We start from the raw sequence: 14990 nt of genomic DNA, 5'->3' as shown, positions 1-14990 counted from the left end.
GGATGTGTCAGGACACCCACATCCACACGCCTAGCGCTGCCATCGTGACGGCGATGATGCCATCGAGCACGCGCCAGGTCAGCGGGGTGGCGAACAGCCCGGCGAGTCGGCGGGCACCCAGCCCGAGACCGACGAACCATACGGCACTGGCCGTGACCGCGCCCGCACCGAAAAGCCAACGCTGCTCGTGTTGTTCGTTGGCCAGCGAGCCGAGCAGGACCACCGTGTCGAGGTACACGTGCGGGTTGAGCCAGGTCAGTGCTGCGCACGTGAGGAGCACCTCGACCAGGCGGGCCGGCGTCTTCTCCGATGGGTTGAGGGTCGACGGTTGGTAGGCACGTTTGGCTGCCAGTACGGCATATCCGATGAGGAATGCCGCCCCGCCGAACTTGGCGACCATCACCGCGTCGGGATGGGCGGTGATCAAGGCCCCGACGCCGGCGATACCGGCGGCGATCAGGATCAGATCCGAGACCGTGCACAACGCGATCACCGGGATTACGTGCTCTCCGCGGATGCCCTGACGCAGCACGAACGCATTCTGTGCGCCGATGGCGGCGATGAGCGTCATCGCGGTCAGAAAGCCGAGCAGGACAGGGGAGGCCATGCGGTAGACAGTAAGACTCTCCCGTGATTCAGTGAAGCTAATAATCTTTACTTTGCATTAGATACTCTTATGTTCGTCGCGATCCACAACCAGCGGCGCGTTGCGGCGGATGTCGGTTGCAATTCTGGATGGCGGATTGCATGTCTTCTCTGAACGACTCGCGGATGTCCTTGCAGGGGAACAAAGAATTTGCGGTGTCGGCCCGAAACGTGACGGCCAGGCCTTGATGTGGGTGATTGAGACGCTGATCGGCCTCGATGATGATGGAGATCTGGTCGAGACAGTTCGGTTCGTCCTACGCCTGTAGCACCCACTGAAGAGCCTTCTCAGCGAAATGCTCTTGCATTCCGCTGTTGGTACACATCCCTAACGATTGTCCCGCTTGGCCTGTCGTCGCGCGCCTTGAGCGCGACTGGAAGCATCCCGCTTCAGGCCGCCCGTGGTCTTTTCGTGGGCACGAGCCCTGCCATTGGCCACCTGACCGGATTCCACTGGTGCGTCGGGGTCCGGGCCGGGCGATCTCCCGCGCATTGCGTGGGCCAGCCGGTCATCCTTGAGTGCTTCGGCCTGGGCATGAGCGACCTGGCTAAGCCGTTCACTGACAATCGCCACAGCTTCCTCGAATGCGGCGGCGCGCCACCGTGCTTTGCCGGCCTTCGGGCCTGCATTGCCCCGACTGGCGAGTTCCTCAACGTTGAGTGCGGCCTTGCGTCGATAGTTCTTCACATGTTTGTTGCGCGCACGCCGTACCCGACGATGTAGATCGAGCAGTTGTTCTTCATTTAGCGTCTGGATCCTTTCTGGCTCCAGTTCGCGGATGAGATCCAGCTCGCCCTTTTTGAGTACCCATAAGTAGTCGTCCATGAGACCCTCCAATGATCCACCAGCTACCGCGCGCAGATGTGCCTTCCCGGCGCGTTCAACACAAGGTAGTACACAAAAGACCCTGCGTGCGGGATACGGACAGCGCCGACTACCGTGAGCTCTCACCGCACTGCGTACCCACATCTTGGCCTGTGCGGCAACCACCGTGAAGTCTTCGTTTTCCTCCAGATCCCGCACCGGCTCCTGGTCTTTTCGAGCAACCGCGACCAGGTGGAGCCGCTGCCGACAGCAGCCCGAATCACGTTCTGTCCCAGAGCATCCGGACACCACTGGGGGTCTTCGCATGTGCTGTGCCATGACTTTGGGGCCGGTCTGGGATCCGAAGCGGTCACGGTAGGTCGACCCTTTCTTCACAGTGGCGACAAGCCGGCGTTGGCGGTGTCGATGCTGAGAGCCCCGGTGGGCAGCAGGGGGCAACGCTCGTCACGTAGTTTCTCGTGCGTCAGTTATGTCACACTCATCGAGTGACGCCCTCGGATCCGCGTACCGACGACTCGCTGCCTGCAAAGACTGCGGATCAGGATGCCAGCGAAGCGGCCGACCTAGTCGTCGCTGCAGCTGCGGGGGCCCGGCACGTCAGCGCCACCGAGCTCGGCCGGAGATTGCTCGCAGTAAGCCGCACCGTCGCCGATGAGGACGAACTGCTCAGCCTGCTGCAGAATCTCGCTCAGATTGCCCAGCAGACTGTTCCCGGCGCCGACAGCACCGGCGTGACCATCGATCTGGCCAGGCGAACCTACACGGCTGTGCACACCGACCAGCGCACTCTGCGGGTCGACACCGAACAGTACGACTGTGGCGAAGGCCCTTGCCTGCACGCCGCCCGCACCGGCCAGATCGTGCTCGTGGACTTCGGTCAAGCCGTAGCTACATGGCCGAGGTTCGCGGCCGCCGCGCAAGCCGAAGGCATTCGCAGTTTTCTCGCCGCGCCACTGATCACCAGGGACCAGACACTCGGATCACTCAACCTGTATGGCCGGTCTCCTTCGGCATTCGATAGCTTCGACGTCGAAATCCTGGATCTGTTGACCGAAGCGGTATCTCGTGCGATTGGCGATTTCGCGCGCTTCCGTTCGGCCTCTGATGTGGCGACCGGACTACAGCGAGCCTTAGAGACACGCGCGCCCATCGAACAGGCCAAGGGAATGTTGATGGCCATGCACGCAATCGATGCCGATGAGGCCTTCGCGCGGTTGCGTCGTGAAAGTCAGAACACAAATGTTCCACTCCGCATTGTGGCCACTCGTCTTGTGCGGCAGCTCACTTCGCCGCCCGGCCCGGCAACAGATGGTGAGGCCGTCTGAGCGGCCGGGAGTCAGCTCCGAGATGGGTCGGCGACGCGGGACGCAGACGGCGCCGGGTCGTTTCAAGAGCACTGGGGAATCCCGCCATCCCCCAAACGAACGATCGTGACTGCGCGATGGGAATTAAATGACTCAGCCGGCAACCTCGATCCAGTCACCCTGCTTTTTTCGATCCGATCAGCCCTTCACTCGTACAAAAAGGAGTGGCCAAGCAAAACTTGGAGTGCGTTCGACATTGCCTTCGCCGCGTATTCCTCAAAGGTGAGGGGGCAGTCGCTTGAACCATTAGACACCGGTTCGGGTTACGCGGCTGAACTGCCTCGAATGGTCGCCGAGTTGACGCTTGAAGCGACTGTAAAATTCGGTGCAGGCGTCGGTGCCGAGGTTCTCCATGACGCAGTGCGCCGAGGTCTAAAGCACATCCGCGAGCGCCGCATGCTCGCAGACTACCCAGACCTGTGTGCCTGGACCCGAACAATGAGCCTCTACGGCAGGTCATCGTCTGGATGGACAACCGCGCCGCGGCCGAAGCCGAAGAGCTCGAGCGGCACTTCGGCCGTGCCAAGGTGCATTCGACGACCGGGCAACCGTCGTTCGATGCCATCTGGCCGGCGTCCAAGGTGTTGTGGCTGAAGCGGAACGAACCCGAGACCTTCGTGAAGACAGCGAAATTCGTGCTTCTCAAGGACTACATCGTCTATCAACTGACGGGGCGCCTGGTCAGTGAGGACTCGCTGCTGTGTACGACGATGTTCTGGGACATCAACACCCGTGAGTACTGGCCCGAGATGCTCGACTATCTCGGGATCACCACCGACCAGATGCCCGATATCGCCGTTCAGGGCGAGATTGTCGGCACGCTATGTGCAGCTTCAGCATCAGAACTGGGCGTGCCACAGGGGATTCCGGTGTCCGTCGGTGCACTAGACCAGGCTTGCGGAGCTCTCGGGGGTGGGCAACGTCGAACCGGGCACCTTCTCGGAGGGCACCGGGTCGGCACTGGCCAGCGTGACCGTTGTGGATGAGTTGACGCTCGACCCGGCGGCGCAGGTCCCGTGCTTTGCCGCGGCCGTCCCGGGGAAATACCTGCTGCACAACTTCTCCACCGGCGGCATGGTGATGCGCTGGTACCGCGACCAGTTCTGCGGCGCCGAACGCCAGATCGAGGACCTGTGCGATATCAACGCCTACTACCTCATCCACCGCGAGGTGCAGAGCGTTGCCGCAGGTTGTGATGGGCTCGTCGTGCTGCCTCACCTGCAGGGTTCCGGCCCCGCCCGACTACGATCCGTACGCCAAGGGGATGGTCTTCGGCTTGACGCTCGCGCACACGAAGCAGCACTTGTCGCGGGCCATCATGGAGGGGGTCACCATGGTCCTGCGTCGCATGATCGATTCGACCAAGCAGCTGGGTGCTGAGGTCAGTGAGGTCATCTCGTTGAGCGGCGGGTCGAAGAGCGATGCGTGGTGTCAGATCAAGGCCGACGCGACCCAGCTTCCGGTGCGAACGCTTAAGGGGGCCGAGAGCGCGGGGTGTCGGGGTGCGGCGATCCTGGCCGGCGTCGCCATTGGCATGTGGGAGTCACATGCCGAAATAGCCTGCCGAACACTGCAGTTCGACCGTGAGTTCAAGCCCGACCCGGCCAATGCGCAGACCTACGATCGGCTCTTCGCGAACTACGTGCGCCTGCAGGACATCCTGCAGCCCATGTTCGTCAACGACTTGGCGTGATATCCGGCCCGTCGGTAGCGTTGTCCGCGATCCCGGGCCGCACCGCCACGTGCGACAGTCGCCCACGATCCGCCGATGTAGCACCAAATCCGTTGGAGCACTTTTTATCCTAGTGATCGATAACACGCCCGCATCAGCTGCGAGCGTCGCCTCAACGCGACCAACCTGCGCCGAGGAGCACAACCACCAACTATCCTTCTGAGCGCGTACTAGCCTATGGGGATGCGCACAGCGCTCGTCTCAGTGGTCATGCTGGTCGCCATGGTGACAGCCTGCGACAACCGGGCCGCGCCCCGGCATGATCCGGCCGCCGATCGGGCGGCCATCGAAGCCGCACTACGGCAATGGCCGCACGACTTCAACGACCGCCACCTGTCGGCGGTGTGCGGGCTCTTCGCCGACGATGTCGTGCTGGCCTACCCGCAAAGCCGCGACCGCGACCACCGCGCATTCTGCGACCAGATGCAGAACCTGTTTGCCGATCCCGCCAGGCACTACACCTATGCCGAACCTGAGATTTCCGAGATTCTCGTCGACGGGGACCTGGCCGCCGTCCGCCTGATCTGGCCGCTCACCGTCACCGATACCACCGGCAAGACGCTGGAAACCACCCGCGAGGACGGGGTCGACATCTTCCAACGCCAACCCGACGGTGCTTGGAAAATCCGCATCTCACACGCCTTCCCGCAATAGCTGTTGCCTTAACACTCGAACGGAGCGGGCGCACCGCCGGCGCACTCGCACGAGACTGAGGCCAGGGCGCCACGGCAACAGCATTCGGCCATAGGCACGAACGTCTAGCGTCGTCCGTGCACCGTGTCCGTGTGTCCGATGGATGACTGAGGCTGTCCAGGCTCCGGCCGGATCTCGTTGCCGCCCTTATGTCCCTGACCATTGTGGTCACTGTGCGGCGCGGGCTCGTGCGGAAACAGGACGTGGGCCTTGGTCGCGGCGCTGCCCGGTGCGGGCACGCCGGTGACGTTCGGGCCCCGGGTCGCGCTCTCCAACTCGTTAGCCACCCTCCCGGCATCTTCGACAGAAGGTCCGGAGGTCCCCTTCATGGCCGTTCCATCCACGGTCACGGTTGTCTGGGGTGCGGCACAGGCCGGTGCGGCAACGGTAACTACGGCCCCGCCGAGGGCCGCGAGCCCGAACGTGAAAATTGCTGTGGTGCTGGTGATGCGGGTCTTGATCATTGGAGTTCCTTTTCTCGTAAGCCACCTGGTGTGGCTGGTTGAGAAAAAGAATCGAGCGGGACCCTCAACGGATCCTCAATGGCGAATGCCGGGCTAGTTGCCTGCGAGTTTGATCACCGGAACGCTGCCGATATCGGTGATATAGACGTTGCCTTGGGCGTCGACGGCGACAGCCTGGGGTGCTCTGATGTCGCTGAAGGGCAGCGGGACGGCTGCCGTCGCGCCGGCCGGCAACTGCAGCACTCGGTTGTTACCCGAGTCGCTGACGTATACGTCGCCCGCCGCGTCAACCGCTAAGCCGCGTGGATCGCTGAGCCCACTGAGGGGCAGAGGGACCGCCGCAGGCGCTCCGGCCGCCAGACGTAGCACTCGGTCGGTTCCGATATCCGCGACGTAGGTATCACCCGCGGCGTCGACCGCGATCCCCGTCGCCAGGCGCACATCGTTGAACGGCAGTGCGGTCTGCGCCGGAGCCTGGGGGACCGGTGCGTCGGAACCACCGCCCCCATCCACAGAGAACCGACCGGCGACGATGACTACTCCCGCCGCAACCACCACCACGACGGCCGCCGCAAGCGCAATCTTGATTGTCTTGGGCGACAACAGGAACCGCTGCCTCGGCTGTGGCACCACTGAATCTTCCAGTGCCGCTCGGGCTGCCGCCGCCAGCTCCCGAACGGTCTGATAGCGATCTTCGGGATTCTTCGCCATCCCCTTCGCGATCACCGCATCGAATCCTGTTGGTATATCAGGATTATCGGTGCTGGGTGGCGGCGGTGGTGTGTGTAGGTGATGGGCGATCACACCCTGCACGCCCATGTCACTCGTGAACGGTTGCCGCCCGGTCAAGCACTCGTAGAGTACGCAAGCCAGTGCATAGACATCGACCCCGGAATGGGTTTTGACCGCGGCACCCACCGCCGCGGGGGCCATGTACGCCGCAGTTCCGATGGTTTCGCCGACCCTGGTCAGCGTTTGGTCCTCGGCCGCATGAGTGACCCCGAAGTCGATCAGGTAGACGAAGTCGTTGGCGCACACCACGATGTTCGACGGTTTGACATCGCGGTGCACCAGCCCCGCGTCATGAGCCGCCTGCAATGCGCCGGCCACCTGACCGATGATCGCCACGGCCCGGCGAGGCGACAACGGTCCCTCCCGCTTGATCAGTGTCCGCAGGTCTGTGCCGTCGACCAAGCGCATATTCAGATAAAGCCGACCATCGATATCGCCGAAATCGTGGATCGGAATCACGTGGGGATCAGTCAGTTGCGCCACCGCCCGGCACTCCCGCCGGAACCGTTCGCGCAGATCTTTGTCATCGGCGGAATGTTCGGGCAGTACCTTCAGGGCCACCACCCGGTTGGTCCGCGAGTCACGCGCCCGCCATACCTGCCCCATGCCGCCCGCTCCGAGCAGAGACAGCAGCTCATAGCGGCCGAATTCCCCCACCGGATCTGGAACGACGTCGCCGTCGTCGATCACGGTGCCATCGTCATCCATGGTTCAGGGCCCCCACGCGTCCATTTAAGCAGCTCAGACGGCGAACAGACCGCGCTTGCGCCGAGCTTCCATTGAGGTTCCGTTGAGGACCAGCCACAAGCATCGAGGCGACCGTCAAAACCGTTGACGCCCAACCGAAGGAATGCGCGATGACCGATTTGTCCGTCGTTGTGATTGGAGCGGGACCACAGGGGCTCGCGGCTGCAGCTCATCTGCTGGAACAGGGATTGGAGCCCGTGGTCGTCGAAGCTGGCGACGGCCCCGGGGCCGCAGTAGCGCAGTGGGGTCACGTACGCATGTTCTCGCCGTGGCCCGAATTGGTGGACGAGGCGGCGGTACGACTGCTGGCTCCCACGGGTTGGGTACCACCGGCATCTGGGTATCCGACCGGCGGCGAATGGCACGACGGATATCTGGTGCCGCTGGGCGATGCGCTGGGCAAACGCGTGCGGTATGGCCAGCGAGTGACCGGTGTCTCGCGTCAGGGACACGACCGGGTGCTGACGCCGGGCCGCCAGCACGCGCCGTTCATCGTTCATGTCATGGGCGTCGGCGGCGAAGAATCGCGACTGCTCGCCCGCGCCGTCATCGATGCGTCCGGCACCTGGTATCAGCCCAATCCTGTTGGCTCGGATGGGCTTCCGGCCATGGGCGAACGTACCGCCACTGCAGCGGGTTTGATTGACTATCGTCCGCCGACACCCGAGCAGGCCGAGTCATGGGTTGGCCGCCACATCGTCGTGGTCGGAAGTGGGCATTCTGCGATGACTGCGCTTATTGGGCTTGTCGAGACGGTGCGCCGCGAGCCGACGACACGGGTGACATGGGCGCTTCGCCGCGGTGCGTCGGGCGGACCCGCCAATTCGATGCTCCCCCAGCGAGATGCGTTGCGCACCCGGGTTCACGCTGCGGTCGACGAAGGGCTGTTGAGCGTGGTGACAGGGTTTCGCACCGACCGCGTCGACGTCGACGGCACGCAGGTGGTTCTTGTCGGGGAAGACGGACGTTCCCTTCCTGCGGCCGATGTGGTCGTGGCACTCACCGGCTTTCGACCGAACCTGTCGATCCTGTCCGAACTGCGTTTGGCGCTCGACCCGGTGTTGCAGGCGCCGGTCGCACTGGCTTCGCAGATCGACCCGAACGTGCATACCTGCGGAAGCGTGCCGCCGCATGGCGTCGCGGAACTCTCACATCCGGACGAGCCTGGCATGTACGTGGTCGGCATGAAGTCCTACGGGCGCGCACCAACCTTCTTGGCGCTCACCGGGTACGAGCAAGTGCGTAGCGTCACCGCGGAAATCGCCGGCGACCACGAGGCCGCTCGCCGCGTCGAACTCGTCGTACCCGGGGCCTCATTGCACTCGTAGCATCAGAACTCGCGCGGCCGAGACTTGTCGTACCCCACTGCAATGATGTTGTTATGTCCGTGACGGCAACCTCTGAGCCGGTAGTCAGCCCTAAAAAGCATCTCGAGGCGTTGTTCGAGGAGCTGGCGGAGTTGGCCGGTCAGCGCAACGCGATTGATGGGCGCCTCGTGGAGCTTGTCGGCGAGCTGGTCCACGGCAACCTCTGCGGTATGACCGGGGCGCGGTCGGTGGCGGCTGTGGTGGCGTGGAAACTCGGTGTCTCCTCGACGAATGCCGCCACTATCGCCACCATCGCTCACCGGGTCGCGGAGTTTCCTCGCTGCACACAAGCGTTGCGGGAGGGGCGGTTGTCGCTGGATCAGGTCGGTGTCATCGCCGAACGCGCCGCCGACGGCTCCGACGAACACTACGCACAGCTGGCCGCCGTTGCGACGGTCAGCCAGCTGCGCAAAGCGATCAAACTCGAACCCCGCCCCGACCACGCTCCCCGGCCAGAACCGCAGCGCAAGATCACCAAAACCTCGGGTGATGACACGACTACCTGGAGGATCACCCTTCCTCACGACGAAGCAGCCACCTTCGACGCCGCACTACAGTCGCATCTCGATGCCCTGGTCGTCGAATACAAACGCGACCACGACAACGACGCCACAGACAGCGGCCCACCTTTCCCGAACACCACCGATGCGTTCATGCGCCTGGTCGAGGCCGGCTGGGACACCGAAGTCGCGCGCCGCCCCCACGGCCAACGCACTGCCGTGGTCGTACACCTCGACGTCGAAAAACGCACCGGGGAACTACATCTGGGCCCTCTTCTCACGCAGGCCGAACGGCAGTACCTGACCTGTGACGCCACCTGTGAGGTCTGGTTTGAACGCGACGGTCAACCCATCGGTGCGGGCCGCACCACCCGCACCATCAACCGGCGGCTGCGCCGCGCACTTGAACACCGCGACGCCACGTGCGCAGTGCCCGGCTGCGGTGCGACCCGCGGTCTGCACGCTCATCACCTGCAGCATGTGCGCCGTGAGGCGCGTGTATTCCGATCGGAGGTGAGAGACCTCCGATGTTCGGCCGTCACAGCGGTCGGATGAAAGCTGAGGGCAGCTGAATCTCGTAGGGATCGAGAGGGATTCGGTGGCAAGCGGCCCTGACAAAACCACGGCGGGTCAGTACTGCCAGATGACATGGCGCGTGGTGAGCAAGGTGAGAGGGCATACGTGAGGAACCAGTGTCGGAATCCTCGTTAGGTGGAACCGGTCTGCAAATCTGGCGGATATCGGACCGGTGTTGTGGTGCACGCGGAAGTGGTGTATCGGACGCGTCCGTTGCCTGTCCCGGCCAGGGGTGGGCAGCAGCCGGTGGGGAATTGTCTGTGGCGTACCTACCGGGGCCATCGGGGTAAAGCTGGGTGCCGGCCTCACCAATCGGATACATGTGAACACGGGAACCATTCGGGTGCTTCCCTTCCCGCGTCCCGGCCAGGGGTGCGGCGGGNAGGTGTCGATGCCCACCGAGGGCACTGGGATGGGGCGGAGCCGCCGTAGTACTGCGAGGCCGGGAAAGCCGGTCACATCGGGAAGGGCGGCAGTAGGACACGCAGAATACGGAGATTGCCATGTCAGAAGATGCACCGATGAATATCGGTGCCGCGCTGGAGTTGCCGTCCGTGGCGGCCCAGCGGGTACTGAGGATGCAGACCAAACTGCACTGTTGGGCGATGGCCGATCGTGGTCGTCGGTTCGACGATCTGTTCAACCTCGTGGCGGACCCGTGTTTCCTCGCGGTAGCGTGGGCACGGGTCCGGGAGAACACCGGTGCCCGCAGTGCGGGGATCGATAAACGCACCGCCCGCGGCATTGAGGCTAGTGCCGATGGTGTCGTCGGGTTCCTCGAACAGTTGCGGGACGCATTGCGCTCCGGCATGTTTCGACCGGTACCGGTGCGGCGAGTCGAGATACCCAAAGCCAGCGGCAAGGTCCGCAAGTTGGGTATCCCGACCGTGGCCGATCGGGTGGTACAGGCGTCGCTGAAGCTGGTGCTGGAACCGATATTCGAAACGGATTTCTCCGATTCGAGTTACGGGTTCCGGCCGCAGCGACGGGCTCAGGACGCGATCGAGGACATTCGGATGTTCGCTCACCGTGGTTATGAGTGGGTGTTCGAAGCCGACATCGCAGCGTGTTTCGACGAAATCGACCACACTGCCCTGCTGCACCGGATACGTGGTCGGATCGGCGATAAACGCATCCTGGGGTTGGTGAAGGCATTCCTGAAGGCCGGAGTGCTCGGCACCGACGGCACCACCTATGACACCTACACCGGAACTCCCCAGGGCGGCATCCTCTCGCCGCTGCTGGCCAACATCGCTCTGTCGGTTATCGATGACCACTTCGACAATCGCTGGGCGGCCCACCGGCACGGATCGGCCCGCAGGACCCATCGCCAGCACGGCGGAGCGACGTATCACCTCGTGCGATACGCCGATGACTTCGTGGTTCTGGTCTTTGGCCAACGCGGGCACGCCGAACAACTGTGGGAGGACATGACCGATCTGCTGGCACCGATGGGGCTGCGGTTGGCCCCGGCCAAGACGCAGGTCGTGCATATCGACGAGGGCTTCGACTTTCTGGGATTCCGCATCCAGCGGCATATCCAGCGGGGAAGCAACCGGGCATACGTCTACAGCTACCCGTCGCGCACCTCGCTGCAGACGATGCGACGCAAGCTCAAGACGGTGACCAAACGGATTACCCACCAACCCGCCGATCAGCTGTTCGGGCAACTGAGCCGGATGGTCCGCGGTTGGGCCCAGTACTTCCGGCACAGTTCAGCCAGCCGGGCCTACTCCCACATCGCCAACTACATGTGGTGGCGGGTGTGGAGCTGGCTGCTGCACAAACATCCCCGCACCGGCAAACGGGCCCTCTGGGCCCAGTACCACGTGCGCCGCTGGCCGCAGTACAACGGTGTTCGGCTCTACAACCCCACCACGATGAGCATCCAGCGCTATCGCTACCGGGGCTCGAAGATCCCGACACCCTGGGCAACACCTATCGTCGTCCCAGCTTGACCTACGGAGAGCCGGATGCGATGAGAGTCGCACGTCCGGTTCGGGGGCGCGGCGGCGGGAAATAGCCTGAGCGACAAGCTCAGACACTACGCCCGCCGCCGACGCCTACTGGGAGGACGGCGGCCCCACCGAACTACACAATCTCGTCCTGCTCTGCCCGCACCACCACCGGGCACACCACCGCGGCGACATCACCATCAGCGGACCCGCCGACCACCTCACCGTCACCGACAGTGACGGCGAACCACTCACCGCGGGATCGCTGGCCCGCCCACCAACCACACCCCCACCCGACGTCCCACCCTGCCCCGGCCCCACCGGCGAACACGCCAACTGGTGGTGGTACCAACCCTTCCAACCGGAATCCCCGCCGTCCGACAATTAGGCACTGAAGTAGGTCAGATTCAATACGTGGCCGAAAGAGTTACAGCGCAGCCATGTTGCCATCGACCCGCTCGCACGCCGGGATGAGGCTCGACGAACCTTCGCCGATGCGGACGGTCCACTGGTTATCACTGTGGCGCAGTGCATTTCCCCAAGAAAAAGCCCGAACCCTCAGCGAGGGTTCGGGCAATTCCTGTCCGGACGGACCAGCTAGCAGCAGACCAGTTCCTTCTCCTTCGACGGTGTTTCCTGCTCGTCCTCGGTGAGGGCGGCACTCTGTGCTTGGCCGGGCTCGTGCTCGAGCACATGTCGCTGGAAAACCAGGAGGTAGGCGAGGTACACGCCGCCGACGAGCAGCATCCCGACGACGATCAGGATCGGGACGATGGACGGCGAGGTCACGATCGACACGAATGCGGCGAACATGAGCCAGAGAAGCGCGGTGACTGCGACAGGCAGTTCGAAGCGGCCGAGGTTGAAGGCTCCCTCAGTGCGCGCGAGCTTGCCTCGCACCGCCAAGTACAGGCCGACAGTCATGCCGTAGGGAATGTTGACGATGATCGCGCCAGCGAGGATCAGCTGCATCATGACGCCGTCGCTCATCCCTGTGATCAGCGCGATGCCGAGCCCGAGTTGAAGGAGGGTCGCCGGAATCGGCGTGCCCGTACGGGGATTCACCCGCTTGAAGACCCGGTGAGCGGGAAAGCGGTCGTCGCGTGCCATCGCGAAGATCATCCGAGAAGTCCCTGCCATGGCCAGGACTGCGCCGCCGAAGAACGCGATGGCGATCACGACCAGGAAGGGCCGCTCCAGTCCGGGACCGAACTGCTGATGCATGATCTCGGCGACGGGCGAAGCGCTGTGCGATACCGCACTCATGTCCTTGATCGAGACGGTCAGCGCGACGATGAACAGTGTTCCCAAGATCGCTGCGGCGACGACGGATCCGACGATCGCCCGGGGAATGCTGTGGAACGGATCCTTGGCTTCCTCTGCCATGTTCGCCGCGGCATCGAAGCCGAGGAGCGTCGACAGACCCATGATCATCGCGGCCATCAGCCCACCGCCGATCGCGTAGTAGTTCGGTGCGCCAGCAGCAATGCCCTGCGACACGAGATTCTCCGTGGAGCCGTGGCCGGTGAGCACGACGGCGATGACCAATGCGACGCCAAGAACCACCACGATGATCAATTCGATGCCCACCGAAAGCGAGTTCATCCAGCCCACGATTCTCATCGACATGATCACGATGACGGCTTGAACGACGAGCAACACGATCGTGATGACCTTCGCGGTGTGCGCACTAGGGGCCATGTTGAACAACGGCATCAGACATTGGCTTGCCAACACGTTGTCGACCGCAGGTGCGCTGATCGCGACATTGCATGTCGTAACCCAGCCGAACATCCAGCCGATCTTCGGATTGGCCAGCCTCGATGCCCACTGGTAGGACGAGCCGGTGAGCGGGATGCGGGCGGCGAACTGTGCGTACACCAGAGCAACCAGGATCTGGCCGACGGCGACGAGCGGAAACAGCCAGATTCCTACCGGGCCGGAGCTCTGTAGGACGTCACCGAACGTCGAGAAGACGCCGATGATGACGGAAACCGACGCGAACGAGATCGCGAACACTTGGAAAGAGCCGAGAGATCTTTTGAGTTCGGGTTTGTACCCGAAGTTGTCGCCTGCCATGTGAAGTCCTTTTCTCGAAGCCGCTGGGCTGGTCGAGAAAAAGGATCGGACGGGATCCTCAACGGATCCTCAATGCCGAAATTGCGAGGTCAGGCCCGCTCGGCAGGCGCGATTTCGAAGGTGAATGTGTGGCCGGCTATGCGGATGACGTCGCCATCGGCCAGCGTCGCACTGCCGCGGACGCGCTGGTCTCCCACCACGACGCCGTTGCCCGACCGCAGGTCGTTGATCACAAAGCTGGCTCCGGTGTCGATGATCGTCGCGTGGTAGCGGCTCACCTTCGGGTCGTCGATCACGACGTTGTTGTCGGCGCGCCGGCCGATCCCGGTGACCACCGTTTCCAGCGGATAGCAGCGTCCGCCGCCGTCGCGCAGCTGCGCACGGTTCGATGAGGGCGCCGCGTTCACCGTCGAGGTGCGGAGCTCGAGCATGGTGGCGACTTCGGACGCGTCGTTTTGCGCGATCTGTTGGACGTCCAATCGCTCCTGTTGGAGGATCCGCTGATGCAGCGCACGCACGGTGGGTCCGGGTTCGATGCCCAGATCCTCTGACAACGTGGATCGAAGTCGCCGGTATGCGTCGAGGGCGTCGGTTTGTCGTTCGGTCAGGTAGTAGGCGGTGATCAGCTGGGCCCACAGCGGTTCCCGGTAGGGGTCCGCGGTGACCAATTCCTCGAGTTCGCTGATCACTGAACCTGCTCGCCCACAAGCGATTTCGGCTTCCGCGCGCAGCACGTGGGCGGCCATCTTGTCCTCGACAAGGGCAGCGGCGAACGGTTCGACGAACCTGAACACACGTAGATCGTCCAGGACTGGGCCCCGCCATTGGGCCAACGCCGCCGACAGGCGGTCGCTGGCTAGTGGGAACCGACCTGCGGCGGCGGCTTGCACTCCAGCGGCCTTCTCGGTGTTGAACCGGCCCAGGTCGCAGGCGGCGTCGGGCACGTTGAGCTGGTAGCCCGGCCGCGCACTGGCCAATATGGTCTTCGGGTCGCTCCCGGATGAGCCGAGGATCTTGCGCAGGTTTGCGATGTAGACGTGCAGATTGTGGATCGCGTCGGCTTGTGGCGAGTCGTCCCAGATCGTGTCGATGATCGAGTCCCGCGACACGGGCCGATTGCGACTCATCAGCAGTAGCGCCAGCACAGCACTCTGCTTGGGCGTACCCAACGGCACCGGCTCGCGGTTCACGCTCACCTGCAGCGGACCGAGGACGCCAAAATCTAGACCCGATAGGACCACAGACGTCAT

General features: G+C 63.5%; 14 protein-coding genes and 1 pseudogene. 9 read left to right on the top strand and 6 right to left on the bottom strand.

The window, feature by feature from the left end:
* Window positions 1–7: 7 nt before the first annotated feature.
* Both lysE and B133_RS0116680 read right to left on the bottom strand, forming a co-directional pair.
* The gene (gene lysE / locus B133_RS0116690; protein WP_018602646.1) at window positions 8–607 is read right to left on the bottom strand and encodes an L-lysine exporter; all 600 of its coding nucleotides are present in this window, start codon (window positions 605–607) and stop codon (window positions 8–10) included.
* Window positions 608–973: 366 nt separating this feature from the next.
* Window positions 974–1471, bottom strand: a complete 498-nt coding sequence (locus B133_RS0116680; RefSeq protein WP_018602645.1) for a hypothetical protein — start codon at window positions 1469–1471, stop codon at window positions 974–976.
* Window positions 1472–1956: 485 nt separating this feature from the next.
* Here B133_RS0116680 and B133_RS0116675 point away from each other — a divergent pair, with 485 nt between their 5' ends.
* From B133_RS0116675 to B133_RS0116655, 5 genes are all read left to right on the top strand, one after another.
* Window positions 1957–2796, top strand: a complete 840-nt coding sequence (locus B133_RS0116675) for a GAF and ANTAR domain-containing protein (protein WP_018602643.1) — start codon at window positions 1957–1959, stop codon at window positions 2794–2796.
* Between the two features lie 458 nt (window positions 2797–3254).
* The gene (locus B133_RS0116665; RefSeq protein ID WP_081618245.1) at window positions 3255–3821 is read left to right on the top strand and encodes an FGGY family carbohydrate kinase; all 567 of its coding nucleotides are present in this window, start codon (window positions 3255–3257) and stop codon (window positions 3819–3821) included.
* Window positions 3814–4215 (top strand): hypothetical protein, encoded by a 402-nt coding sequence (locus B133_RS25015; protein ID WP_232423382.1) that lies wholly within the window; start codon window positions 3814–3816, stop codon window positions 4213–4215. The genes B133_RS0116665 and B133_RS25015 overlap by 8 nt, the downstream gene beginning before the upstream one ends.
* Complete coding sequence (locus B133_RS0116660) at window positions 4100–4528, top strand: FGGY-family carbohydrate kinase (RefSeq protein WP_018602637.1); 429 nt, start codon at window positions 4100–4102, stop codon at window positions 4526–4528. The genes B133_RS25015 and B133_RS0116660 overlap by 116 nt, the downstream gene beginning before the upstream one ends.
* Window positions 4529–4750: 222 nt before the next feature.
* Entirely contained in the window at window positions 4751–5221 is a 471-nt protein-coding gene (locus B133_RS0116655) for an SgcJ/EcaC family oxidoreductase (RefSeq protein ID WP_018602634.1), read from the top strand.
* A 104-nt stretch (window positions 5222–5325) separates the two neighbouring features.
* Here B133_RS0116655 and B133_RS0116650 read toward each other — a convergent pair whose 3' ends face one another.
* Window positions 5326–5724 carry a hypothetical protein gene (locus B133_RS0116650; protein ID WP_018602633.1) on the bottom strand — a complete coding sequence of 133 codons (399 nt, stop codon included), beginning with the start codon at window positions 5722–5724 and terminating at the stop codon, window positions 5326–5328.
* A 93-nt stretch (window positions 5725–5817) separates the two neighbouring features.
* On the bottom strand, window positions 5818–7224 hold the full coding sequence (locus tag B133_RS22945; protein ID WP_018602630.1) for a serine/threonine-protein kinase: 1407 nt from the start codon (window positions 7222–7224) through the stop codon (window positions 5818–5820).
* A gap of 149 nt (window positions 7225–7373) precedes the next feature.
* Here B133_RS22945 and B133_RS0116640 point away from each other — a divergent pair, with 149 nt between their 5' ends.
* The 4 genes and pseudogenes from B133_RS0116640 to B133_RS25010 all read left to right on the top strand — a co-directional run.
* Entirely contained in the window at window positions 7374–8591 is a 1218-nt protein-coding gene (locus tag B133_RS0116640; RefSeq protein ID WP_018602629.1) for an FAD-dependent oxidoreductase, read from the top strand.
* A 53-nt stretch (window positions 8592–8644) separates the two neighbouring features.
* Window positions 8645–9685, top strand: coding sequence for a 13E12 repeat family protein (locus tag B133_RS22940; protein ID WP_018602628.1), 1041 nt, complete (start codon window positions 8645–8647; stop codon window positions 9683–9685).
* A gap of 542 nt (window positions 9686–10227) precedes the next feature.
* A complete protein-coding gene (ltrA, locus tag B133_RS0116630) occupies window positions 10228–11664 on the top strand; it encodes a group II intron reverse transcriptase/maturase (protein WP_018601686.1) in 1437 nt (478 codons plus the stop codon).
* Between the two features lie 106 nt (window positions 11665–11770).
* Window positions 11771–12049, top strand: a pseudogene (locus tag B133_RS25010) (HNH endonuclease signature motif containing protein); the annotation flags it as partial.
* 209 nt (window positions 12050–12258) lie between these two features.
* Here B133_RS25010 and B133_RS0116620 read toward each other — a convergent pair.
* Window positions 12259–13740, bottom strand: a complete 1482-nt coding sequence (locus B133_RS0116620) for an APC family permease (RefSeq protein ID WP_018602626.1) — start codon at window positions 13738–13740, stop codon at window positions 12259–12261.
* Between the two features lie 89 nt (window positions 13741–13829).
* Window positions 13830–14990, bottom strand: a complete 1161-nt coding sequence (locus B133_RS0116615) for a BTAD domain-containing putative transcriptional regulator (RefSeq protein WP_026256520.1) — start codon at window positions 14988–14990, stop codon at window positions 13830–13832.

Source organism: Mycobacterium sp. 155 (genome assembly GCF_000373905.1).
Classification (GTDB): domain Bacteria; phylum Actinomycetota; class Actinomycetes; order Mycobacteriales; family Mycobacteriaceae; genus Mycobacterium.
Note: the sequence above shows the minus strand (reverse complement) of the source record. Positions and strands in the feature narration are given on the sequence as shown.